The organism is Aminobacter sp. LjRoot7, from assembly GCF_964252895.1.
Taxonomy (GTDB): Bacteria; Pseudomonadota; Alphaproteobacteria; order Rhizobiales; family Rhizobiaceae; genus Aminobacter; species Aminobacter aminovorans_B.
Genome location: NZ_CAXUPX020000001.1, coordinates 1,156,671 through 1,177,980, shown reverse-complemented (window position 1 = coordinate 1,177,980; position 21,310 = coordinate 1,156,671). Strand labels below are relative to the sequence as shown.

Below are 21,310 nucleotides of genomic sequence, written 5' to 3'. Positions count from 1 at the left end.
CTTCGAAAGGGAGACGAACATGCCCACAAAAGAACATTTGGAAGGCCAGTGGCGCGAATGGCGCTATGCCCATGTCGCCAAGATGTTCCGGCCCTATGGCTGGACCTCGCTGGTGGCCCAGTACTGGCTGGAAGCCGGCGACAAGGACGTCAGCTTCGACCTGCTCCCCGGCACCTGGTCGATCGAAGGTGGCAAGGTCATGTTCACACCGCCTGCTTCGGGACCGAACCTTTCGGTCGATGGCACATATCCGACCGAGCCGGTCGAGATCATCCCGGGCCGCAACCAGACCTATGGCCACGGCAAGAGCGAACCTGTCTATTTCGGCGTCAACGAGGTCGAAGCGATCCTGCGCAGCAAGAATGACGGCCAGTCGCTTTATGGCGTGCGCGTGCGCGATCCGCGTGTGGCGACGACGGTGGAGGAGGCGGGCGTCTCCGCCTTCGACTACGACCCGGCATGGCGCATCCCGGGCGTCTACACGCCGACACCGATCACCGAATATGAGGCGGAGACCGTCGAAGCAGGCGTGCGTGAATCGACGCCGCGCATCGGTACCTTCACCTTCGAGCGCAACGGCAAGAGCTACAGCATCGAGCTGATCGGCAAGGACACGGCATCAGGCGTGCAGCCGGTGGCGCATGTCCGCGACAAGACCAGCGGCCCCGTCACCTATGGTGCTGGCCGCGTCATCGAGTTGCAGTTCACCGACGAGACGAACACTCGCATCGACTGGATCGATTTCAACTATGCGGTGGCGCTGCCCTGCGCCTTCACCAACTTCGTCACCTGTCCGGTGGTCCCGCGCGAGAACCAGCTCGATTTCGAGGTGCTCGCAGGCGAAAAGCGCCCGGCGCGGGACGTGGTCAGGACCATGACCTATCAGGCCGGCACAAACGCTGCCTGACAGGCCTTGCCGCTCGCTGCGCGCGTTGCCGACGGGGCGGGGTGACAGGCGCCCCGTCATTTGCAATCACTGGGCTTCGGCATGGAGGCCAAGTGATGATGACAGGAGCGATGTGCAGGGCGGCGCGGGCGCTGGTGGAGATCAGCCGGAAACGGCTGGCCGTGGCCTCCAGCGTCGACGAGGTTGTCATCGAGGCCTTCGAACGCAAGACCGGCATTCCGGACGACGCGGCTGTCGGTGCGCTGCAGGCGGCGCTGGAACATTACGGTGCCGTCTTCATTCCCGAGGACGGCGGCAATGGTGCAGGCGTGCGTTTGAAGTTCAGCCGTTCGGTGACCAAGAGACTGTCGATGCTCGAGGGCGAGGGCGGGCCCGCGGCCAGCGACGACGTTCCCTGAGGCGACTTACGATCTCGTCCTTGAGGCTGCCAGGCAATCCGGATTAGCTTCGCGCATGCGACTGTTGTCCACCCTGTTGTTGTCACTGATGTCGTCGGCTGCCTTTGCTCAGGACTGCGTCGTGCTTTTGCATGGCCTCGCGCGCTCCGACGCGTCCTTCCTGCTGATGGAAGAAACGCTCGCCAAGGTCGACTACGCCGTCGTCAACGACAGCTATCCCTCGGTCGAGGCGCCGATAGGGCAGCTGATCGCCCATGTCGGTGCGTCGGCGGCGAAATGCGGCGAGGCGCCCAGGATCAACTTCGTTACCCATTCGATGGGCGGCATCCTGCTCAGGGCCTGGCTGAAGGACAATAGGCCGGCAAATCTCGGCCGGGTGGTCATGCTGGCACCACCCAATCACGGCTCGGAGGTCGTCGACACGCTCGGCGACATCAAGCTGTTCGAGATGCTCAACGGCCCCGCCGGCATGCAACTCGGCACGGGGCCGGACAGTGTTCCGAACCAGCTGGGTGCCGCCGATTTCGAGGTCGGCATCATCGCCGGCGACCGCAGCGTGAACCCGATCCTGTCGACAATGTTCGACGGGCCCAACGACGGCAAGGTGTCGGTGGAAAGCACCAGGCTCGCCGGCATGGCCGACCACATCGTGCTGCCGACCACCCATACGTTCATGATGAACAACCCGCTGGTCATCGCCCAGACGATCAACTTCCTGCGCGACGGACGCTTCGACCACCAGCTGACATTGGGCGAGCTGCTGCGGCGGGGGCTTGGCAACTGACGAAATTGGTCTGCTGGGCGGCCACAGACGTGAGACGTGCAACCCGGTGCAGCCGGACCGAGCTATTCCGGCCGGTAATCGTCGATGAGCATCCGTTCGAAATCCAGGCCGCGCTGCCAGTTGTTGAGGCGGCGATAGACGGCATGGCCATAGTCTTCCGGCAGGTCGACCCGGCCGTCCGTCTCCACCAGCACGCAGGCGCGCAGCCGCTTGCGGTGCTCGTGGACCTTGGCAAGCGTGATGGCGCGGACGTGCTCGCGTGGCATGTTCCTCGCCTTCATCTTAGCGACGCCGTCGCGAACCGCTTCTGCAGTGGGTTCCACCGTCAGCCATGTCTCGGGGTCGCCAAAGAGATGGCGGCCACCGATAGCGGTTGTCGAGACGACTGGCAGTCCGGCAAGCAGATATTCGATGCTCGCGTACATTGCCCCTTCCTCCGCCGACAGACACAGGCCGGTTGCGCTCGCCGCCATGACGGCATTGATCGTCTGCCAATCGAGCCTTTCGATGCGGTGCGCGTCGTGCGGATTGAGAAAGTGGTGCGCCGGCATCATGCGCTTCAGTTCGTCGAGCAGATCGGCGGTCTTCTGCCTTCCGGTGAGCCGGGACTCGTAGAAGACATGGGCAGCACTGGGCACCAGCCGGGCCAGGTGCCGGCGTTTCCAGGGGCTGATCATGGCGTTGTAGAAGGCGTCGTAGGTGTTCTCGACGCCGGATACGGGCTTGAACGTCTCTTCGTCGGCCAGCGCGTTGTGGCTGCAGAACAGCGCGTTCAGACCGTTCTCGCGAAACAGCGCAACCTCTTCCAGCTCATTGCACATGAAGACGAAGCGATGTTCAGGATGGCGGCGGCGATAGAGGAGCTCCGCAGTCAGCGTCCGCAAGGCCTGCCGCTCCTTGCGCATCGCCCAGGTGAACCAGACGAGAAACAGCGTGGGGCGCCCGGCCAGGCGCGGCCCAAGATAGTTGGCAACGCCAAGCGGCGCGTGATTGAGCATCGACGAGCAGAATACGGGGCACGAGCCGTCGTCCAGCCGGCCCGCTGCCATTCGCAGCTCATCTCCGGCGCTCAAGGCGGCGTCAGGCGCAAAGCCACGGCCGGCGTGGACGTGGGCCCGATAAGCCAGCCTCAATCTGTTCTTCAGTCGCATGTCGTCCGCCCATCCAAGGCTCACCTATCGCACAGGACCCACGGCGTGGAGAAGGGCCACGAGCACCGCTGGAAACTACTACCAAAAACAATCTTAGCGCGAGTGTTGCGTTTTCAATTGCAACTCTATAGATAACTCGGCCCGACAGCTGTTGCTTATATTCGTGTTTGCTTGATAAGCAGTTTTCCGGCAAATAACCTAGGGGTAGGGTAGGCGTGGGGTATTCGACAATTTACGCGGTCTCGAGCAACGACATCGTTTATGAGACTTTCGACGGCGACGCGGTCGTGCTCGACCTCGCCAGCGGCAGGTATTTCGGATTCTCCGACAGTGGCAGCTGCGTGTGGGAAGCGCTGATCGCGCAGGTTCCGCCGGCAAGCCTGGTCGGTCGCGCCTGTGGCAACGGGCAGCTTTCCGCCGCAGACCTTGATGCCTTCATTGACAGGCTGACCGAATATGGGTTGCTGTCGCCGGCAACCGACATGGCTTCCGTGGCATTGTCGCCCGAGCTGGCGCAGCGCCTGGCGGCGGCCCGCGAGGCGCTCAAGATCGACATGCACGACGAGCTTGCCGATCTTGTCATGGTTGATCCGATTCACGATGTCGACGAGCCGGCCGGCTGGCCGGCGGTGAAGCAGTAGCGCCGGCTTCCGGCGCGTCTCAATGCCAGTTGCTGCTTTCAGGTGCCGATGCGACGTATAACTCTTGACGGTCTGGTCGACTATGCGCGCGAGCTTCTCGCCGCCTGCGAGGCAAATGCCGATGCCTTCCCCGGGAAAAGCCGGGTCGAGCTGCCCGGCCTTGCGATCGATGTGTCTTCCGATCACGGCGAACTCGCGACAGCGCTTGCCCACGGCATGGCGTCTTCGACCGCTGCGGAACCGGCTGCTGCCGCCCGGATTTACCTCGCCCATCCCGGCATCGGCTCGATCCCACAGCCGGCACTATGGGGCGAGGCGCTGTTTCATCCGAACATGTTTTCCGAGCGGCTCGAGGCCAATGGCCTGCGCGGTCACTACTTCCACGACCTCAGCTACTGGCAGTTCTACGATGTCGAAAAGCGGCTGGGCGTGCAGCTCATGCTGTCCGCCGATGGCTGCCCGCCATGGGAGTTCGGCGCTCCGCTGCGCTGCTTCCTGCATTGGGAATATGCGGCACGCGGCATGCGCCTGACGCATGCCGGGACACTCGGCAAGGGCGACAAGGGCGTGCTGCTGGCCGGGGCAGGCGGCGCCGGCAAGTCGGGCACTGTCGCCTCAGGCCTGCTTGCCGGGCTCGACAGCGTCGGCGACGACTATGTGCTGATCGAATTCGACGGTGACCGTTCGCTGGCGCGCCCATTGTTCACGACGCTGAAGCAGGACCAGTCAGGTTTCGACCGGCTCGGGCTTGCCCGGTTGCTGCCTGATCCGGGGCCGCTCAACTGGCAGGGCAAGTACCAGTTCAGGGTCCAGGATCTTTGTCCGCGTGGCGTCGCCAGTGAACTCGACATCGTGGCGCTGCTGGTACCGCAGATATCGGGTGCGGCGCAAAGTTCGATCACGCCGCTTGCACGCAAGGACGCGCTGATGGCGCTGGCGCCATCCGGCATCGCGCAGATGCCGGGCGAACGCGAAAGCGGATTTCGTTTCTTTGGCGAACTGACACGTCGTTTGCCGTGCTACACTCTGGCATTGGGCACGCGCGGCAACGAGATCGCGGAGACGATCGCCGCGTTTCTGGACAGGGGCAATTTATGAAGCTGGGCATCGTATTGCCCGTCTACAACCGCGAGGCCTATGTCGGCTCGGCGTTGCGCTCGGTGTTGCGGCAGCGCGAGGCAGCCGAGCTCGATATCATCGTCATCGATGACGGCTCGGTCGATGGCACGACCGAAATCGTACGCTCATTCATTGCCGACGGTGCGCCGATCCGCCTGTTTTCCCAAGCCAATACAGGCGTGACCAGGGCGCGCAACGCCGGCCTGCGACGCCTTTCGGACGACACGGAATTCGTCTCCTTCATCGATTCCGACGACATTTCGCCCGTCGGGCGCTTTGCCGCCGACCTTGCCTATTTCAGGACCGACCCGGGGCTCGAGCTGACCTATTCCTACATGCGCATGGTCGACCAGATCGACGACGAGACGCTGGAGCCGGTGGCGGGATGCGACGACCGCATCTTCCGCGGCGTACACTTGTCGGCTGGCATCTACCGGCGCAGCCTGATCGCGCGGATCGGCGATTTCGACGAGGATCTGGCGCAAGCCGAGGACACGGACTTCCTGTTTCGTGTCTTCGAGCAGCACGCACGGTTTGTCTTTCCCGAAACGATCGCGCTCTACTACCGCCGCCATGAGCACAATTTGACCCGCAACATCGCCGAGTCGCGCCGGGAGTTCCTGAAGGCGGTGCAGAAATCGATGCGCCGCCGCAAGGCCGATCCGACGCTCGGCGATCTCCGCGGCTTCATCCAAGTGGCGCACCCGTCGGGCGATGGGGCGCCGTTGCGGCCATGAGCTACAGCGTCGTCATACCCGCATGGAACGCCGCCCGCACGATCGCCGAGACATTGCGCTCGGTTGCCGCGCAGAGTGTGCTGCCCGCCGAGATCATCGTCGTTGACGACGGTTCCACCGATGAAACCGAGGCAGCAGCGCTGCAGTCGGGTATTTCAGTCAGATATGTCAGGCAGGACAATGCCGGACCAGGCAGTGCCACGACGCGCGGATTCGCGCTGGCAATGGCGCCCTTCATTGCCACGGTTGATGCCGACGACTTGTGGCTTGGCGACAAGATCGAGCGCCAGTTCCGCAGGTTGGAAGAGGCGCCGCAACTGGCTGCCGTCTTCACGCTGTGGCGAACGTTCAGGCATGGCGAAGCCGACGATAGCACTGGCAAGGTGACGCCCGGCTGGTCGCGCACGACGATGCTGGTCCGCAGCGATGCGGCACTTGCTGTCGGGCCGGTGATCGATCCGCCGGGCAACCGGGGCGATATGGTCGACTGGCTCGGCCGCGCCCGCGAGGAGGGGCACCAGCTCGGCATGATCGACGAGGTGCTGGCGCTCAGGCGGATCCTGCCGGGCAGCATGTCCTATGGCCGCGATCCCGAGCGCGACCGTGGTTATCTCGAGGTCGCCAGGATGGCCATGCTGCGGCGCAAGCTCAAGAATGCCGGGCAGGGCTGATGGCACCGACGTCACGCCGCATCGGCCGGCGCTTCCCCGACTATGGCTGGGCATGGCCGACGAACGGCCTCGACCAGCTGCTCAAGGCGGTGCTGTTGCCAGACCATGAGGCCGCCCAGGCACAGGCCGTGCGGTGGCTCGATGCCAACGACATAGATGCAGTCGAGTTCCGCGAGCACAGGCTGCTTGCTGCGATCGCGGATCGGTTCGGCAAGGCGCTCGCGGCACATGCCGCCTATCCACGCCTTGCCGGCTTGCAGAAGATGCTGTGGACCAAGTCGCGACTTGCCATGCGCGAGGCCGAGCCATCATTGAAGGCGATCGTCGAGGCTGGCGTGCCGATCATGCTGCTCAAGGGCGCCAGCCGCATCGCGGTCGAGCCGGCGGCACAGCGCGGCCGGGTGGCGCACGACATCGACATACTTGTGCGTCCCGAGCACATGGTGGCTGCCTTCGACGTGCTGCGCCAAGGCGACTGGCAGGTGTCGACAGGGGTCAGTCCACAATATCTCAAGCCGCGACTTGCGGCGGTGCGGTCGATGAATTTCTTCAAGGGCAGCTATGGCGACATCGACCTGCACCAGGTCGCCTATGACTGGTCGCAGGCCGATGAGGCGGATGACGCGGCGGTGTGGAAGCGCGCGTCGCCGGCCACTTTCACCGGTCTCGACGTTTTTGTGCCTTCGGCGGCCGACCGCGTGACGCTGGCGATCGGCCATGGTGGCCTTGATGCCCATACCCACAGCGACTGGCTGGTCGACACCGCCTCGGCGATCCGCGCCGGCGGCGTCGACTGGACCGTGCTTTGCGACGTCGTCGCCCGCCGACATCTTGCCGTGCCTGCGGCGGTAGCGCTGACCTATCTCGAAGCCGAGATGTCTGTGCCGGTTCCCGCCGGCGTGCTGGAGCAGGTGGTTGCCATGGCCGACCGCGCCGGTGCTTCTCGTATCGCTGCCCTGCTGCAGGCGAAGCCGCGGACCGATTTCAAGGGCCTGACCTGGCTGTCGCGCGGTGTCGCCAAGCAGTTGCGCATGCGCAAGAAACGCGCTGTCCGCGAACGCGAGCTGCCCGGCGTCGTCTGGCATGGCCGGCGCACACAAGCGATGGATGGTACGGGATCGGCGACCCCGGCGTTGTCACAGAAGGTGCCGTTGCCACCGGCGGCGGTAGGCGGTGCGGAGGCCGAGATCGACATCGTCGTGCGGCTGGACGTGCCGCCGGTACGTCGGCGCATCGAGATGGAGCTCAATGGCGGCGAATGCCATTTCGCGCGGCTGCGTTATCGCAAGCTCGGCAAGTCAGGCGGCCGGCTGACATTGCGGTTCCGCGGCACCATCCGGCCGGACCAGGCAGATGGTGCGCTCGTGCTCTCGGCGCGACCGTCGCGGCAGTTCCGCGAATGGGAGCATGTGCAAACGGTTGCCACCTATGGCGCGGTGCCGTTCCAGATCATCTCGGTGACCGTGTCGTCGGCTCGTTGATCCGAGAACAGCTTGCACCGCCTTCAGTTCCGCGCGGCCAAGTCCCAGTATCTCCGCAGCGAATGCAAACGTCGCCCTGTATAGTCCCCGATGGCAACTTGACTTTACCTTGGCCGTCGATAGTTTGCGGCCGTCATGGTCTTCCGCTGCGAGGCGGAAGCTAAGAGGGAATCCGGTGCGAAACCGGAGCTGACCCGCAACTGTAAGCGGTGAGCCGATCGCCCCTATGTCACTGGCATCCGTGCCGGGAAGACGGGTGATGAAGGCTACGACCCGCGAGCCAGGAGACCTGCCTGACAGAGTGAGATTCCGTGGTCGGGGTGTGCCACAGGAATGCCGGTTCCGGTCCGGAAGCCCGTTTGCGGCTTTCGTCAGGTCCGCATTTCCGTGATCCCCGCCCATGGCAGGCAGAGGTTGGCGCGGCGATGTCGGGAAGAATGGTTTCCCCAGAATATCGAGAGCTCAGGCAGGCAGATCTGTCGTCGCCGGCTGCCGTGGCATCGCGCCCCGACATTTTGTCCCGGGTGCTTACCGGGCATGGCCACGCCGCGCGTTGCGCACCCCTTTTTAGCAAGGAGAGATCATGAACATCAGACATTGGGCCTTGTGGCTCGGGCTTGCCGCGGCATCGGCAATCGGCCTTGCACCGGCGGCCGCCGAAAGCTTCACCGATGATGCCGGCCGCAAGGTTGAGCTGGAACTGCCGATCAAGCGGGCTGTCATCTTCAACCGCTACGCGGTCGAGTTCGCCCGCGCCATCGGCGCCATCGACAAGGTCGTCGGCGTCGATGCCAGCACGATGCGGGACCCGACCTACTGGCCGCAATTCAAGGATGCCGACATCGTCGGCCAGGGCCAGACGCAGCCCAACTACGAGGCGATCGTGGCGCTCAAGCCCGACGTTGTGATCATCCCGCGCAACGGCGTCTACGAGGAGGCCGCGAAGCAGCTCGAGGCCTTCGACATTCCGGTGATCGTCGTCACCGCCTGGGACACGCTGCAGCATGTCGACAACGTCACGCTGTTCGGCAAGCTGTTCGACGAGAAGGCAAAGGCCGACGCACTGAACGCCTATTACACCAGGTACATGGACCTGTTGACCGAGCGGCTGAAGGGCGTCGAGCGCAAGAAGGTTTATCTTGAAGAGGTCCGCGATCTCGTGACCGTCACGCCCGGCTCGGGTTGGCACGACATGATCGAGGCCGGTGGCGGCATCAATGTCTTCGGCGACATCGACATCAAGAAGGAGCCGTCCTCGCGCGGCAACGAGAACAGCTTCACGGTCGATCCCGAGGAGATTATCGCCCGCAAGCCCGACCTGGTGATCAAGCTGCAGCCGGGCTCCTACCAGACCATCCCCGTGGCCAAGTTCGCCGAGAGCTGGAAGGCGATCGTCGCCCGCGAGGAGATATCGGGCACGCCGGCCGGGCAGGCGGGCAACGTGCGCCTGATCAACTACTACCTCGCCGGTGGTTCGTCCAAGGTCACAGGGGCGCTGCAGGTCGCCAAATGGCTCTATCCTGAAAAATTAGCCGACGTCGATCCCGAGGCGGCGATGAAGGAATGGATCGAGATCTACCAGGGGCTGCCGTTCCAGGGCGGCATGACCTACCAGGGCACAGCCTCCAACTGATCGACCGGCACGCCGCTGCCAGCGAGGCGGCGTGCACCCTCAATCCGGGAGCCCTAGACCATGGACATCGCAAGCAGTGCCGGTTTCGCGCGCGGCCAATCCGACGGCATTTCCAGCCGCTACCGCCGAGCCGGCTATCGCAAGGCGGCTGTCATCCTGTGCTCGCTGCTCGTCTTGCTGCTGGTCGCCGGCGGCGTTGCCATCGTCGGCATCGCCGAGACCGGGCTGGTGACGCTGCTCATGGTCATCCTGCAGAAGGTCTCGTTCGGCCATTTCGTCGCCGAGGTCGATCCGCAGCAGGCGCGGGTGCTGGTTCATCTCCGCCTGCCGCGCGTCGTCATGGCGATGGTGGCGGGCGGCTCGCTGGCATTTGCCGGCGTGCTGATGCAGGCGATCACGCGCAACCCGCTGGTCAGCCCCTATACGATCGGCGTGTCCTCGGCTGCGGCCTTCGGTGCCTCGATCGCCATCATGTTCGGCATAGGTTTCAGCGCCGCCGGGCTCTATTTCGTACCGTTGACGGCATTCCTCTTCGCGCTCGGCTGCGCCATGTTGGTGTTCTCCATGGCCTGGCTGCGTGGCATGGGGGCGCAGACTATGGTGCTGACCGGCATCGCCCTGATGTACCTGTTTTCCGCCATGACCGCCGCGGTGCAGTTCGTCGCCACCCAGGAACAGCTCGCCCGGGTCGTGCACTGGACCTTCGGCAGCCTCAACGGCATCGGCTGGGATGCGGTCGCCGTCTCTGGCGCGGCGCTGCTGGTCGCCCTGCCGCTGGCACAGTCGAAAGCCTGGCAGTTCAACGCGCTGACCAGCGCCGGCGACGACGTCTCGCGCTCGCTCGGCATCAATGTCGCGCTGCTGCGTGGCATCGCCGTCGTTTTGTCGGTGGTGGTGTCGGCGGTGGTGATCAGCTTCACCGGCGTGATCGGCTTCGTCGGGCTGATCGGCCCGCATGTCGCTCGCCTGATGATCGGCAGCGACCATCGCCATCTCATTCCATTTTCGGCGATCTGCGGCGCCATGCTGCTGCTTCTGGCCGACACCGTCGGGCGCATGGCCTTCAGCCCGACCGTCATCCCGGTCGGTATCGTCGTCGCCTTCGTCGGCGTGCCGCTGTTCCTGCACCTGATCCTGTCCAGACGCTCGGAGTATTTTTCATGAGCGACTATCTTTCGATCGACAAGGTCAGCTTCGGTTATGGCAGCCGCCCCGTGCTGCGCGAGGTCTCCGTCGGCCTGAAGAAGGGCGACATACTCGGCCTCATCGGCCCGAACGGTGCCGGCAAGTCGACGCTGGTGCGGACGGTGCTCGGGCTCGCCGCGCCGTCGTCGGGGCGGATCCTGCTCGACGGCCACGACATCCGCCCAATGTCGCCCAAGACACGCGCCCGCCGCATTGCTTATGTGCCGCAATCCTCGCCGCTCAGCTTTCCGGCGACGGTGTTCGAGACCTGCTTGCTCGGCCGCACGCCGCATATGGGCGCGAGACCGAGCCGTGGGGATCTTGCCGTTGTCGAGGATATGCTCAGGCGGCTGAGGCTGGAGGATTTCGCCTTTCGCCCGATGTCGGAGCTCAGCGGTGGTGAGCGCCAGCGTGTGATGCTGGCGCGTGCGCTGGCGCAGGAAACCGACGTGCTGGTGCTCGACGAGCCGACAAGCGCGCTCGACATCGGCAACCAGCTTTTCACCCTGCGCGTGGTGTCGGAGATCGCACGCGAACGAGGCGTGACTGCACTCGTTGCCATCCACGACCTGTCGCTCGCCGCTCGCTTCTCCGACAGCCTGCTCCTGCTTGACAAGGGTGCCGTCGTCGCCCACGGCGACTGGAAAAGCACGCTCACCGAAGCGACGGTGCGCGACGTCTATGGCGTCAATGTCGAGATCGGGCTTTTGCGCGACATTCCCGTCTTTGCCCCGCACGAGCTGACCTGATGCGCCTCGACATTTCAGGCTTTGCACGAGGGGGAAGGGCTGAAAGCCACGCATCGATGCTGCAACTCTGCGAGGATGTCGAGCGCATGGGCTTCGACGGCATCTGGTTCAACGAGTTCCATTTCCAGAACCCGCCGCAGGCCTATCCTTCGACGCTTATGCTGGCCTCCGCGATCCTTGCCCGGACGCAGCGTCTGCGGGTCGGCACCTCCATCGTCGTGACGCCGCTTTATCATCCGTTCCTCCTGGCCGAGGAGGTGGCGCAATTGCACTGGCAGAGCGGCGGCCGCTTCGACCTCGGCATAGGTCGTGGCACCCATCCGTCGACGCTGGCGGCGTTGGGCGTTCCTGCTGAGAGCACCCGGGATCGTTTCGAACTGTCCTATCGGATCATGTGCGATGCCTGGACGACTGGCGCCACGATCGGGGAGGGCGCGTGCTGGCCGGCTTCGGAGGTTTCGGTCGGGCCGCTTCTCGCCGGCGAGACAGTGCCGGTCTATCTCGCGGGAACCTCGCGCGACACGCTTGGCTTCGCAGCCCGCGAGGGACTGCCGCTTTTGCTCAGCCTCGATCCGCCTGAGGTCGGGCAGCTCGCCACCTACCGGACAATCCTCGAGGAGGAGGGCCATGCGTGCTGCTTGCGGGCGTCGCAACTGTCCCGCTATGTCTGCATCGCACCGACGACGGCGCAGGCGATGGGCAAGCTTGACGAGCTTGTGCCGCGACTGTTCGAACGCCGGGTGGCGTCGGCAAAGGCCGCGGGGCGCTCCACCGACCAGATCGTCATGCCCGACCGGCAAACCGCGATGGCACGGCAGGTGATTGCAGGCTCGCCCGACGATTGCGTGACGCAGTTGGAAGCACTGGCCACCAGCACGGGTATCGACGCTGTCCGTCTGGTTTTCAACGGCAACGGCATCGCCGGCATGCCGGCGGCGCTCGCCGACATGGAGCTTTTCGGACGCGAGGTGCTGCCCGCGTTGCGGCCGGCCTGAGGCTTCTCAAGCGGCCTTCTCGGCTGCGTCGGCGCGGTCTGCCTTGCGCGCCACCACCCAGCCCAGCAGGGCCGCGCCAAACAGCACGGCTGCGGCAAGATAGAAAGAGAGGCCGGGGTAGGGCAGCGGTGTGCCGTCGCGCACCGTCCAGGCATAGACAGCGCCGAAGAACAGCGGCGAGGCGACGCCGGCGATGCTCGCCACGCTCATATTGGCGCCCTGCAGCTGGCCCTGCTCGAACTCCGAGACGCGCTGGGTCATCAGCGACTGCGTCGTCGGCATGGCAAGGCCCCAGAGCGCGTTCGGGATGATCGCCAGCGAGAACCAGAAGCCGGTGGGCGCGAGGCCCATGCAGGCGATGCCGAAGGCACCGGCAAAAAGACCGAACACCATCGTCGCGCGGTCGCCGAAGCGCTGGACGGCGGGGCCGACGATCAGGCCCTGGACGATCATGTCGAGCACGCCGACCATCGCCAAAAGCGTGCCGACCTCCCAGGCATGCCAGTTGTAGCGGTAGGCGGCATAGAGCACGAACACAGCCGAAAAGACGTGATGGGCGAAGTGCAGCAGGAAGGTCACTGCTGCGAGACCGGTCAACTCCGGGTGCGAGCGCAGCAGCATCATCGCGCCGAACGGATTGGCGCGGCGCCAGGAAAACGACATGCGCTTTTCGCGCGGCAGCGATTCCGGCAGTACGAAGGCGCCATAGAGGAAGGCGAGCCCGCTCATTGCGGCTGCCACCCAGAACGGAGCGCGTGGCGAGATCTCGCCGAGGAAGCCGCCCATCAGCGGACCGGCGACGAAACCGGCGCTGAAGGCAGCACCGATCAGGCCATAGGCGCGAGCGCGGCCCTCGGGTGGGGTGATGTCGGCCATGTAGGCGAAGACGGTGGTGAAGCTCGACGAGGTGATGCCGGCGACGATGCGGCCGAGCGCCAGCCACCACAGGTTGGGCGCCAGAGCCATCAGCACGTAGTCGGCGGCAAGGCCTGCCGTCGACAACAGGATGACGGGGCGGCGGCCATAGCGGTCGGACAGCGAACCGATGATCGGCGAGCAGACGAACTGCATGAAGGCCCACAGCGCGATGAAGACGCCGTTGATCCAGCCGGCATCGGCGTTGGACCCGGCGAACTCCTCGATCAGCGAAGGCAGCACCGGAATGATGATGCCCATGGCGACGATGTCGAGAACGGCGGTGACGAAGATGAAGGCGATTGCCGCCTGGCGCCGCGAACCTGTGATGGACATGGTGGTGGCCTCGATGGACGTGCCTTATAAAAACAAGCTGACGCGCGATCCAGCCGTGGCGGGCAATATTACCCAAACCTACTGACAATTGGGGCAAGAGCAGCCAAGCGCTGAACCAAGTCTTCCCGCTGAGGCAAAGCCGACCTACAAATGCGGTCGGATTCGAGACACGGACGTGCCGTGCGCCGTTCTACAAGACTGCCAACGCTACAGCGCCGCGCATCCAATTGGACGCGCAAAGACGCTGTAGCATTTTGAAATCCCGATTTTCGGGTCATGCACCAAGGAGCCTGCCATGCTGCGCAAGACGGATTTCTTCATCGATGGAAAGTGGGTCGCGCCGACTGTCGCGAAAGAGCTCGACGTCATCAACCCGGCCGACGAGCAGCCCTTCGCGGTGATCTCGCTGGGCTCCGCCGCCGATGTCGACAAGGCGGTTGCCGCAGCGCAGCGCGCTTTCCCGGTATGGAGTGCGACCAGCCGCGAAGAGCGGATTACGCTGCTCGAAAAGCTGCTCGCCGCCTACAAGCGGCGGGTGGGCGACATGGCCCAGGCGATTTCCTGGGAGATGGGCGCGCCGATCAAGCTGGCGCTGGAGTCGCAGGCTGCCAGCGGCTCGGGCCACATCAAGAGCTTCATCGACGTGCTGAAAAGCTTCGAATTCGAGGAGCCGCTCAATGAGAAGAACCCGCAGGAGCGCATCGTGCGCGAGCCGATCGGCGTCTGCGGGCTGATCACGCCCTGGAACTGGCCGATGAACCAGGTGGCGCTGAAGGTCGTGCCGGCGCTGGCCGCCGGCTGCACGGTGGTGCTGAAGCCGTCGGAAATCGCGCCGATGTCGTCGATCGTGTTTGCCGAGATGATGGAGGAAGCAGGCTTCCCGGCCGGCGTGTTCAACATGGTCAATGGCGACGGCCCCACCGTCGGCGAGGCGATGTCGCGCCACCCCGGCATCGACATGATGTCGTTCACCGGTTCGACCCGCGCCGGCGTGGCCGTCACCAAGGCGTCCGCTGACACGGTCAAGCGTGTGGCACTGGAGCTGGGTGGCAAGTCGCCCAACATCGTCTTCGACGACGCCGACCTTACCGACGCGGTGACGCGTGGGCTGGCGCACTGCTTCGAAAACACCGGCCAGTCCTGCAACGCGCCGACGCGCATGCTGGTGCAGCGCCCGGTCTATGCCAAAGCGGTCGACATCGCGGCCAGATATGCGGCAACCGTCAAGGTCGGCAACCCGGCCGAGGATGGCGACCATATCGGTCCGCTGTCATCTGACGTACAGTTCGACAAGGTGCAGGCCATGATCGACGCCGGCATCAAGGAAGGCGCGCGCGTCGTTGCCGGCGGTCTCGGCCGACCCGAAGGCTTCAATCGTGGCTATTATGTGCGCCCGACGGTATTTGCCGATGCCAACAACGATATGCGCATCGCTCGCGAGGAGATCTTCGGGCCGGTGGTTGCGATGATCCCGTTCGAAACGGAAGAAGAAGCCATCGCCATTGCCAACGACACGCCCTACGGCCTGTCGGCCTATGTCCAGACCGGCGACAAGGCGCGCGCCCAGCGCGTGGCCCGCAAGCTCCGCGCCGGCATGGTCCAGATCAACGGCACCGACCGTCCCTATGGCAGCCCCTTCGGCGGCTACAAGCAGTCGGGCCTCGGCCGCGAGGGTGGCAAGTGGGGGCTTGAGGATTTCCTCGAGGTCAAGGCGATCAGCGGGTTCGAGGAAGGGCTGGGCTGAGCGTCGGCGTTTCATAGCCTCAAGAGGTTCCCCCTCACCGTCTCGGGCTTCGCCCGAGCCACCTCTCCCCCACTTCGTGGGGGCGAGGAACCCACGTCCTGCGAGATCGGACCTAGCAACACCCGAGCCTAACGACCCGGTGAACGCGATTGGCGTTTCCTCTCCCTCACGAAGTGGGGGAGAGGTAGCACGGCGAAGCCGTGACGGTGAGGGGGACTTGTTGTTAGGCAGTGAGGGGACTTGCCGCACGGCGGTGAGGCACCAGATGCTGCTGGCCCCTAGCCCCCATTCCTTCTCAGATACTCCCCCGCAATTTCGCGCATCTTGGCGCCATCGATGCTGTCGGCGTGGCCGCCAAGGGCGATGCGCACCGGCAGGCCGATGAGGCGCCGCATCGTGGCGCAATAGGCGGTGCGATCCGAATCCGGCATGTCGTCGACAAGCAGCCCGCCATGGATCGCATCGCCCGAAAACAGCGTGCCGTCGTGCTCGTCGAACAGGCCGATCGATCCCGGCGAATGGCCGGGCAAATGCAGCACGGTGAAGCTGCGGTCGCCGAGCTCGATGACGTCGCATTCGTCGAGCAGGCGGTGCAGCGGCGCGGGCGCGATCGCGTAATCGGCCGAGCTCCAGCCGGGCCAGGGCAGCTCCGACACCGCGCCGGGAAAGTTGCGGAACATGTTGGCGTAGGTGGCCTCGTCGGGCATCGTCTCGAAGAATTCTGCCTCGATGCGCGGACCGGCGCGCCAGGAAAATTCGTGCAGCGAGCCGACATGGTCGAGATGGACGTGGGTGGCGACGGCAAGCAGCGGCTTGCCCGGCGTGATGTCGATTTCGGGCGCCAGCGCGCAGATGCCCATGCCGGTGTCGACAAGCATGTCGCAATCGCTGCCGCGCACCAGCCACATGTTGGCGCGGCAATATTCAGTGACGAATGGCTCGGTCAGCATCGTCGTCGTTGCGTCGACGATGCGTTTCGAAAACCAGCCGGGACGGGGCTTCACACGAACGGCCTGCCGATCTTGAAGCGGCCGGGCACAAGCCGGCGCAGATAGTACATGCCCTTTTCGGACAGATGGTTGACGTCGGGCAGCATGTAGTCGTCGGGCATGTGGCGGGTCTTGCCGGCGACATTGGCTAGCGGCACCAGCTTGAGCACGGTCTTGCCGCCCTCATATTTCAGCGCCACCGAACCACCGCCCTTGTCGGCTGCATCGACCGCGAAAACGCCGGCGTCGAAGGCCTCTTGCGCGTCGACGGCATTGACCGCGCCGATATAGCCGCGTGGCATGTAGCCGAGCGCGTCGACGCGGGCGCGTTTGCCCGGCAGGCCTTCGGCGAGCGCGTTCTCGAAAGCCCGGCTCAGGTCGCTGCCCGACAGCTTGATGTTGCCATGGGCGTCGCGCTCCAGCTTGGCGGCGGGCACGATGCTCTCGACCAGCGCCTTGCCGTCGGCAGTGCTGACGCCCTCGGAAACTGCAACGACGCAGCGGCGATGGCGGGCCAGCGTCTCCTTCACCTCGTCGATGAAGCGTGGCACCGAGAAGGCGCGCTCGGGCACATAAATCAGGTGCGGCCCGTCAGTGTCCTCGTCGCGCCAGGCAGCCGCTGCGGCGGTCAGGAAGCCGGCGTGGCGGCCCATGACGATGCCGACATAGATGCCGGGCAAGGCACGGAAATCGAGGTCGACCGAGAGGAATGCGCCTGCGACGAACTCCGCCGCCGAGATAAAGCCCGGCGTGTGGTCGTTTTCCTCGAGGTCGTTGTCGATTGTCTTGGGTGCGTGCACGAAGGCCATGCTGCCTTGGGCCGCATCGGTCAGGATCTGCTGGGTGCCGGCGGTGTCGTTGCCGCCGATATAGATGAAGGCGCGGGCGTCGGCCTTCTTCAGGCCTTCGAGCACCAGATCGCAGTAGGCGGCATCGGGCTTGTCGCGCGTGCTGCCGAGAGCTGCACCTGGGGTCGCCGCAATGCGCAGCAGCTGCTCCTCAGGGATATCTGTTAGGTCGACATAGTCGCCGTCGCGTATGCCTCGCACACCATGCCGCGAACCCAGAACCCGCGCCTTGGGGTGGCGCCGGCGGATTTCGAGCACAGCGCCCGCCATCGTCTGGTTGATCACGGCGGTCGGTCCGCCGCCTTGCGCAATCACGAATGTCGAGGGCATGGTCGTCCTCCCCAGGGGTGCGGAAAATGGCTGCCGATACGGCGCTATTTTCCCGCACATTCGCCCTTCTGGCTAAGGGACGCAATGGGAGATTCAATCGGTTTGGAAGGTTTCGAAAGTCGGGGCCGGCGCCGCAGGCACCGGCGGCTCGCTGTCAGCCGACGACGATCGGCGTCTTGCCGTTGACGCGGCTGTAGAGGTCGATGACGTCCTGGTTGATCATGCGCACGCAGCCCGACGACATCGCCTGGCCAATCGTCCACCATTCGGGCGAGCCATGGACGCGATAGCCGGTGTCCTGGCCGTCCTTGAAGATGTAGAGCGCGCGTGCGCCGAGCGGATTGTCGAGGCCGCCTGGCTGGCCGCCGGCCCACTTAACAAGCTCCGGCTTGCGCGCGATCATCTCGCGCGGCGGCGTCCAGGTCGGCCATTTCTTGCCGTACTGGATATTGGCGCGGCCATTCCACAAGAAGCCGTCGCGGCCGATGCCGACGCCATAGCGGATGGCTTCGCCGCCGGGCTGCACCAGATAGAGGAAACGTTCCTGCAGCTTGACGACGATGGTGCCGGGGGCTTCGCCGGTCGGGTCGACGACGATCTGGCGGCGGAATTTTGGATCGACCTTGGCGAAGGGGATTTCAGGCAGCTGGTAGCCTTCGTCGGTGAACGACGCATACATCACATTGGGGCTGGTGACCTGCTTGTCGACGCTGATCTGCGGGCGGACCGAACCGGTGACGGTGTTGTCCAGGCCCATCGCCGGCATCTCGAAGTCCATGGCGCGGCTGCAGCCGGCGACGAGGCCAGCGGCACCGAGGCCGAACAGCACGCTGCGGCGCGAGGCAAGTTTCGAAAACTCGGTCTTTTGAGCAGGCGATTTCGACACGGCACAATTCCACTCTATACGCGGGGCGGCCAGGCACCGGAGCGAACCCCGGCTGTGGATCGCGCGTATTTTCACCATTCATGGTTGAAAAAGCATGAACGCCACATGGCGCGCGTTAAGGGCTTTACATCAGCGCGGAGCCGGAGCTTGATCCCGCTTCCAAAGAGGGAGAGTTGCCATGTCGTTTGAAAGCTGGGCCGCCTTTGCCGCCGCGTCCGCGGTGCTTCTCGTCATTCCGGGGCCCACGATCCTGCTTGTCGTATCCTACGCGCTCGGCCAAGGCTGGCGCACCGCCCTGCCGATGGCCGTCGGCGTGGCGCTCGGCGATTTCACCGCTATGACGCTGTCCATGCTGGGCATCGGCGCGCTGCTTGCCGCCTCCGCCACCGTCTTCACCATCGTGAAGTGGATCGGTGCGGCCTACCTGATCTATCTCGGCATCAAGCTGTTCCGCGCCGGAGGGTCGCTGGACGCCAAGCCGCGCACGGATGCCGCGTCTGCCGTCAAGATGATGGCGCATGCCTGGATCGTGACCGCGCTGAACCCCAAGAGCATCACCTTCTTCGTTGCCTTCCTGCCGCAGTTCCTCGACCGCAACGGCGATTTCTGGACGCAGATGGTGATCTTCGAGCTGACCTTCCTGACGCTCGCCTTCGCCAATGCCTTCGGTTACGCGCTGGTGGCCGCTCGTGCCCGCAGCGTCGTGTCCAACCCTCGTGCCATCCGCATCTTCAACCGCACCGGCGGAACGCTGCTGGTCGGCGCCGGTATTGCTGCGGCGGTCGCGCGCCCGGGGCACTGAGGAAGCCGCGATGGTGAAGGATGGGCTCGGTCTTGCGCTGAGTGGCGCCGACGAGGCGGCAGCAGCGCATTACGAGCGCGGGGTGAGCGAACTCCAGCGCTTCGTCGGCGACCCGGTCGGTTCGGCCGACAAGGCGATCGCTGCCGCGCCCGACTTCGTCATGGCGCATGTGCTGAAGGGCTGGCTCTACGGCCTGTCCACCGAGCGCGAGGCGATGGCGGTCGCGTCCGACTGCCATGCCGCCGTCGTAGGCCTAGTGGCAACGGCCCGCGAGAAGGCGCATGTCGCGGCCCTCGGTCGCCTTGCGACAGGACACTGGCATGAGGCCGGGCACATCCTCGGAGAACTGACGGCCGAGCATCCGCTCGACGCGCTGGCGCTGCAGGCCGGGCACCAGATCGACTTCTTCACCGGCAATGCCCCGATGCTGCGCGACCGTATCGGCAGGGCGATGCCGTCATGGGGCAAGGGTATGCCCGGTTATCACGCCATCCTCGGCATGCAGGCCTTCGGTCTCGAGGAGATGGGCGATTATGTCAGGGCGGAAGCGCTGGGCCGCGAGGCGGTCGGGCTCGAACCGCGCGACGGCTGGGCCCAGCATGCGGTGGCGCATGTGATGGAGATGCAGAGCCGCCAACGCGACGGCATCGCCTGGATGCGCGACAATACCGACGCCTGGACGAAGGAGAGTTTTCTCCAGGTCCACAACTGGTGGCACCTGGCGCTGTTCCACTACGATCTCGGCGAGACCGACGAGGTGTTGGCTCTGTATGACGGGCCGATCTATGGGGCGCAGTCGAAGCTGGCGCTCAACATGGTCGACGCCTCGGCGATCCTGTGGCGGCTGCATCTCGGCGGCGTCGATGTCGGCGCGCGCTGGGCCAGCCTCGCGGCCAACTGGGCGCCCAAGGCGGCCGCCGGCAACTACGCTTTTAACGACGCGCATGCGATGATGGCCTTCGTCGGAGCCGGGCTCGAAGCTCCGGCCAAAGCGATGCTCGATGCCCAGCGCGAGGCGATTGCCCGCGACGACGACAACGCCGCCTTCACCCGCGACGTCGGCCATCCTGTCACGTTGGCGATCAAAGCCTTCGGAGAGGGGCGTTATGGCGAGACGGTGCGGCTGCTCGAACCTGTCCGGGCCATGGCCCACCGCTTCGGCGGCAGCCACGCCCAGCGCGACGTGATCGAACTGACGCTGATCGAGGCGGCCCTGCGCGGCGGCGACGATGCGCTCGCCGTGAAGCTCGCCTCCGCGCGCAACCATGCGCGGCCGGCAAGCCCTCTGTCGGGCCTGTTCGTCCAGCGCGCGGCGCTGCTCGCGCACGGCTGACGCGCCCGGCGGATCTAGCCGTCCGCCCAGCCGATAACGACATGGTCAGGCTGTGTCGGATGGTTGACCCCGATGCGGATGTGCGTCCTTTTGCTGCTAACCGGGATGTCTGCGAAGTCAGTGAGGGCATCCGACAGCATCAGCAGCCGGTGAGGGGTGTCGATTAAACCGTCGTAGTCCGGCGCTAACGTCTGGTTCAATTCCGAGAGTGGCCCGACAACCACCGTGGTATCCCCGTCGTTCGAATAGAGAGATGGAACGGTGATACAATCACGTATTGCCGCGATACGCCCATAGTCGTGGTCAACTACAGGCGCGACCTCGCGCCTGCCAGCAGCGTAAAAGCTGACGTATTCTGGCGCTATGACGAATGTCTTCACAACCATTCAACGTCTCCTCGGTTTGATAAGACCACCTTGCGATCGACTGCACCAGAGGCAGTACTTCGTCCGCCTTCCGGAGCTTTTGTGCCCAGAGTTGGCAATTAGTCCGGCGGCCTCCGACGCTGCTTACAAAGCCGCTGGGTCGAACGTCCGATTATTTTTTGCGAGTTCCGAAATAAATGTCGACCCGACCCCGGAATGTTTGCTAATAAGCAGCGTCCGTCGGAGGAACGGGACGATGGCCTGGCCGTTTCTGCCTGTTGGCGATGAAGGCCGGCCAGTGACGTGAGAGG

21 protein-coding genes and 1 riboswitch are annotated in these 21,310 nt (G+C 64.7%); of the genes, 15 read left to right on the top strand and 6 right to left on the bottom strand.

The genetic code is table 11. The annotated features are described in order from the left end of the window. The first annotated feature begins 19 nt into the window (after nt 1–19). From ACSQ3E_RS05690 to ACSQ3E_RS05680, 3 genes are all read left to right on the top strand, one after another. Complete coding sequence (locus ACSQ3E_RS05690; protein ID WP_436121930.1) at nt 20–907, top strand: DUF1684 domain-containing protein; 888 nt, start codon at nt 20–22, stop codon at nt 905–907. A 95-nt stretch (nt 908–1,002) separates the two neighbouring features. Then, the gene (locus tag ACSQ3E_RS05685; RefSeq protein ID WP_436121929.1) at nt 1,003–1,305 is read left to right on the top strand and encodes an XRE family transcriptional regulator; all 303 of its coding nucleotides are present in this window, start codon (nt 1,003–1,005) and stop codon (nt 1,303–1,305) included. A 55-nt stretch (nt 1,306–1,360) separates the two neighbouring features. Then, nucleotides 1,361–2,089, top strand: a complete 729-nt coding sequence (locus ACSQ3E_RS05680; RefSeq protein WP_436121928.1) for a lipase family alpha/beta hydrolase — start codon at nt 1,361–1,363, stop codon at nt 2,087–2,089. 62 nt (nt 2,090–2,151) lie between these two features. On the opposite strand, the gene ACSQ3E_RS05675 is transcribed toward ACSQ3E_RS05680, so the two are convergent. Next, entirely contained in the window at nt 2,152–3,138 is a 987-nt protein-coding gene (locus tag ACSQ3E_RS05675) for a hypothetical protein (RefSeq protein ID WP_436121927.1), read from the bottom strand. A gap of 317 nt (nt 3,139–3,455) precedes the next feature. Here ACSQ3E_RS05675 and ACSQ3E_RS05670 point away from each other — a divergent pair, with 317 nt between their 5' ends. The 9 genes from ACSQ3E_RS05670 (at nt 3,456) to ACSQ3E_RS05630 (ending at nt 12,451) form a co-directional block, all read left to right on the top strand. Continuing rightward, nucleotides 3,456–3,881 carry a PqqD family protein gene (locus ACSQ3E_RS05670; RefSeq protein WP_436121926.1) on the top strand — a complete coding sequence of 142 codons (426 nt, stop codon included), beginning with the start codon at nt 3,456–3,458 and terminating at the stop codon, nt 3,879–3,881. Between the two features lie 48 nt (nt 3,882–3,929). Next, nucleotides 3,930–4,979 carry a serine kinase gene (locus ACSQ3E_RS05665; protein WP_436121925.1) on the top strand — a complete coding sequence of 350 codons (1,050 nt, stop codon included), beginning with the start codon at nt 3,930–3,932 and terminating at the stop codon, nt 4,977–4,979. After that, on the top strand, nt 4,976–5,737 hold the full coding sequence (locus ACSQ3E_RS05660) for a glycosyltransferase family 2 protein (protein WP_436121924.1): 762 nt from the start codon (nt 4,976–4,978) through the stop codon (nt 5,735–5,737). The genes ACSQ3E_RS05665 and ACSQ3E_RS05660 overlap by 4 nt, the downstream gene beginning before the upstream one ends. Beyond that, a complete protein-coding gene (locus ACSQ3E_RS05655) occupies nt 5,734–6,408 on the top strand; it encodes a glycosyltransferase family 2 protein (protein ID WP_436121923.1) in 675 nt (224 codons plus the stop codon). The genes ACSQ3E_RS05660 and ACSQ3E_RS05655 overlap by 4 nt, the downstream gene beginning before the upstream one ends. Next, a complete protein-coding gene (locus ACSQ3E_RS05650; protein ID WP_436121922.1) occupies nt 6,408–7,889 on the top strand; it encodes a nucleotidyltransferase family protein in 1,482 nt (493 codons plus the stop codon). Before ACSQ3E_RS05655 ends, ACSQ3E_RS05650 begins: the two co-directional genes overlap by 1 nt. A 119-nt stretch (nt 7,890–8,008) precedes the next feature. Beyond that, nucleotides 8,009–8,199: riboswitch (cobalamin riboswitch) on the top strand. Between the two features lie 273 nt (nt 8,200–8,472). Beyond that, on the top strand, nt 8,473–9,522 hold the full coding sequence (locus ACSQ3E_RS05645) for an ABC transporter substrate-binding protein (protein ID WP_436121921.1): 1,050 nt from the start codon (nt 8,473–8,475) through the stop codon (nt 9,520–9,522). A 60-nt stretch (nt 9,523–9,582) separates the two neighbouring features. After that, nucleotides 9,583–10,686, top strand: coding sequence for a FecCD family ABC transporter permease (locus tag ACSQ3E_RS05640; protein ID WP_436121920.1), 1,104 nt, complete (start codon nt 9,583–9,585; stop codon nt 10,684–10,686). Continuing rightward, complete coding sequence (locus tag ACSQ3E_RS05635) at nt 10,683–11,456, top strand: ABC transporter ATP-binding protein (RefSeq protein WP_436121919.1); 774 nt, start codon at nt 10,683–10,685, stop codon at nt 11,454–11,456. Before ACSQ3E_RS05640 ends, ACSQ3E_RS05635 begins: the two co-directional genes overlap by 4 nt. Beyond that, nucleotides 11,456–12,451 (top strand): LLM class flavin-dependent oxidoreductase, encoded by a 996-nt coding sequence (locus ACSQ3E_RS05630; protein ID WP_436121918.1) that lies wholly within the window; start codon nt 11,456–11,458, stop codon nt 12,449–12,451. The genes ACSQ3E_RS05635 and ACSQ3E_RS05630 overlap by 1 nt, the downstream gene beginning before the upstream one ends. 6 nt (nt 12,452–12,457) lie before the next feature. On the opposite strand, the gene ACSQ3E_RS05625 is transcribed toward ACSQ3E_RS05630, so the two are convergent. Next, nucleotides 12,458–13,702: a TCR/Tet family MFS transporter gene (locus ACSQ3E_RS05625; RefSeq protein ID WP_436121917.1), complete on the bottom strand. Its 1,245-nt coding sequence runs from the start codon at nt 13,700–13,702 to the stop codon at nt 12,458–12,460. A 295-nt stretch (nt 13,703–13,997) separates the two neighbouring features. Here ACSQ3E_RS05625 and ACSQ3E_RS05620 point away from each other — a divergent pair, with 295 nt between their 5' ends. After that, a complete protein-coding gene (locus tag ACSQ3E_RS05620; RefSeq protein ID WP_436121916.1) occupies nt 13,998–15,446 on the top strand; it encodes an aldehyde dehydrogenase family protein in 1,449 nt (482 codons plus the stop codon). A gap of 278 nt (nt 15,447–15,724) precedes the next feature. On the opposite strand, the gene ACSQ3E_RS05615 is transcribed toward ACSQ3E_RS05620, so the two are convergent. The 3 genes from ACSQ3E_RS05615 to ACSQ3E_RS05605 form a co-directional block, all read right to left on the bottom strand. Continuing rightward, nucleotides 15,725–16,396 carry an MBL fold metallo-hydrolase gene (locus ACSQ3E_RS05615; RefSeq protein ID WP_436121980.1) on the bottom strand — a complete coding sequence of 224 codons (672 nt, stop codon included), beginning with the start codon at nt 16,394–16,396 and terminating at the stop codon, nt 15,725–15,727. 50 nt (nt 16,397–16,446) lie between these two features. After that, nucleotides 16,447–17,613 carry a diphosphate--fructose-6-phosphate 1-phosphotransferase gene (locus ACSQ3E_RS05610; RefSeq protein ID WP_436121915.1) on the bottom strand — a complete coding sequence of 389 codons (1,167 nt, stop codon included), beginning with the start codon at nt 17,611–17,613 and terminating at the stop codon, nt 16,447–16,449. A gap of 154 nt (nt 17,614–17,767) precedes the next feature. After that, nucleotides 17,768–18,499 (bottom strand): L,D-transpeptidase, encoded by a 732-nt coding sequence (locus ACSQ3E_RS05605; protein WP_310322701.1) that lies wholly within the window; start codon nt 18,497–18,499, stop codon nt 17,768–17,770. Nucleotides 18,500–18,677: 178 nt separating this feature from the next. Between ACSQ3E_RS05605 and ACSQ3E_RS05600 the strand changes: the two genes are divergently transcribed. Together ACSQ3E_RS05600 and ACSQ3E_RS05595 are read left to right on the top strand one after the other, a co-directional pair. Then, nucleotides 18,678–19,301, top strand: a complete 624-nt coding sequence (locus ACSQ3E_RS05600) for a LysE family translocator (protein WP_436121914.1) — start codon at nt 18,678–18,680, stop codon at nt 19,299–19,301. Nucleotides 19,302–19,311: 10 nt separating this feature from the next. After that, on the top strand, nt 19,312–20,634 hold the full coding sequence (locus ACSQ3E_RS05595; protein ID WP_436121913.1) for a tetratricopeptide repeat protein: 1,323 nt from the start codon (nt 19,312–19,314) through the stop codon (nt 20,632–20,634). A 14-nt stretch (nt 20,635–20,648) separates the two neighbouring features. Here ACSQ3E_RS05595 and ACSQ3E_RS05590 read toward each other — a convergent pair whose 3' ends face one another. Then, entirely contained in the window at nt 20,649–21,020 is a 372-nt protein-coding gene (locus ACSQ3E_RS05590; protein WP_436121912.1) for a hypothetical protein, read from the bottom strand. Between the last annotated feature and the right edge of the window lie 290 nt (nt 21,021–21,310).

Coding starts and splice junctions, on each gene's coding strand:
- ACSQ3E_RS05690 (WP_436121930.1), top strand. CDS start 20: ATGCCCACAAAAGAACATTTGGAAGGCCAGTGGCGCGAATGGCGCTAT.
- ACSQ3E_RS05685 (WP_436121929.1), top strand. CDS start 1,003: ATGATGACAGGAGCGATGTGCAGGGCGGCGCGGGCGCTGGTGGAGATC.
- ACSQ3E_RS05680 (WP_436121928.1), top strand. CDS start 1,361: ATGCGACTGTTGTCCACCCTGTTGTTGTCACTGATGTCGTCGGCTGCC.
- ACSQ3E_RS05675 (WP_436121927.1), bottom strand. CDS start 3,138: ATGGCAGCGGGCCGGCTGGACGACGGCTCGTGCCCCGTATTCTGCTCG.
- ACSQ3E_RS05665 (WP_436121925.1), top strand. CDS start 3,930: ATGCGACGTATAACTCTTGACGGTCTGGTCGACTATGCGCGCGAGCTT.
- ACSQ3E_RS05660 (WP_436121924.1), top strand. CDS start 4,976: ATGAAGCTGGGCATCGTATTGCCCGTCTACAACCGCGAGGCCTATGTC.
- ACSQ3E_RS05655 (WP_436121923.1), top strand. CDS start 5,734: ATGAGCTACAGCGTCGTCATACCCGCATGGAACGCCGCCCGCACGATC.
- ACSQ3E_RS05650 (WP_436121922.1), top strand. CDS start 6,408: ATGGCACCGACGTCACGCCGCATCGGCCGGCGCTTCCCCGACTATGGC.
- ACSQ3E_RS05645 (WP_436121921.1), top strand. CDS start 8,473: ATGAACATCAGACATTGGGCCTTGTGGCTCGGGCTTGCCGCGGCATCG.
- ACSQ3E_RS05640 (WP_436121920.1), top strand. CDS start 9,583: ATGGACATCGCAAGCAGTGCCGGTTTCGCGCGCGGCCAATCCGACGGC.
- ACSQ3E_RS05635 (WP_436121919.1), top strand. CDS start 10,683: ATGAGCGACTATCTTTCGATCGACAAGGTCAGCTTCGGTTATGGCAGC.
- ACSQ3E_RS05630 (WP_436121918.1), top strand. CDS start 11,456: ATGCGCCTCGACATTTCAGGCTTTGCACGAGGGGGAAGGGCTGAAAGC.
- ACSQ3E_RS05625 (WP_436121917.1), bottom strand. CDS start 13,702: ATGTCCATCACAGGTTCGCGGCGCCAGGCGGCAATCGCCTTCATCTTC.
- ACSQ3E_RS05620 (WP_436121916.1), top strand. CDS start 13,998: ATGCTGCGCAAGACGGATTTCTTCATCGATGGAAAGTGGGTCGCGCCG.
- ACSQ3E_RS05615 (WP_436121980.1), bottom strand. CDS start 16,396: ATGCTGACCGAGCCATTCGTCACTGAATATTGCCGCGCCAACATGTGG.
- ACSQ3E_RS05610 (WP_436121915.1), bottom strand. CDS start 17,613: ATGCCCTCGACATTCGTGATTGCGCAAGGCGGCGGACCGACCGCCGTG.
- ACSQ3E_RS05600 (WP_436121914.1), top strand. CDS start 18,678: ATGTCGTTTGAAAGCTGGGCCGCCTTTGCCGCCGCGTCCGCGGTGCTT.
- ACSQ3E_RS05595 (WP_436121913.1), top strand. CDS start 19,312: ATGGTGAAGGATGGGCTCGGTCTTGCGCTGAGTGGCGCCGACGAGGCG.
- ACSQ3E_RS05590 (WP_436121912.1), bottom strand. CDS start 21,020: ATGGTTGTGAAGACATTCGTCATAGCGCCAGAATACGTCAGCTTTTAC.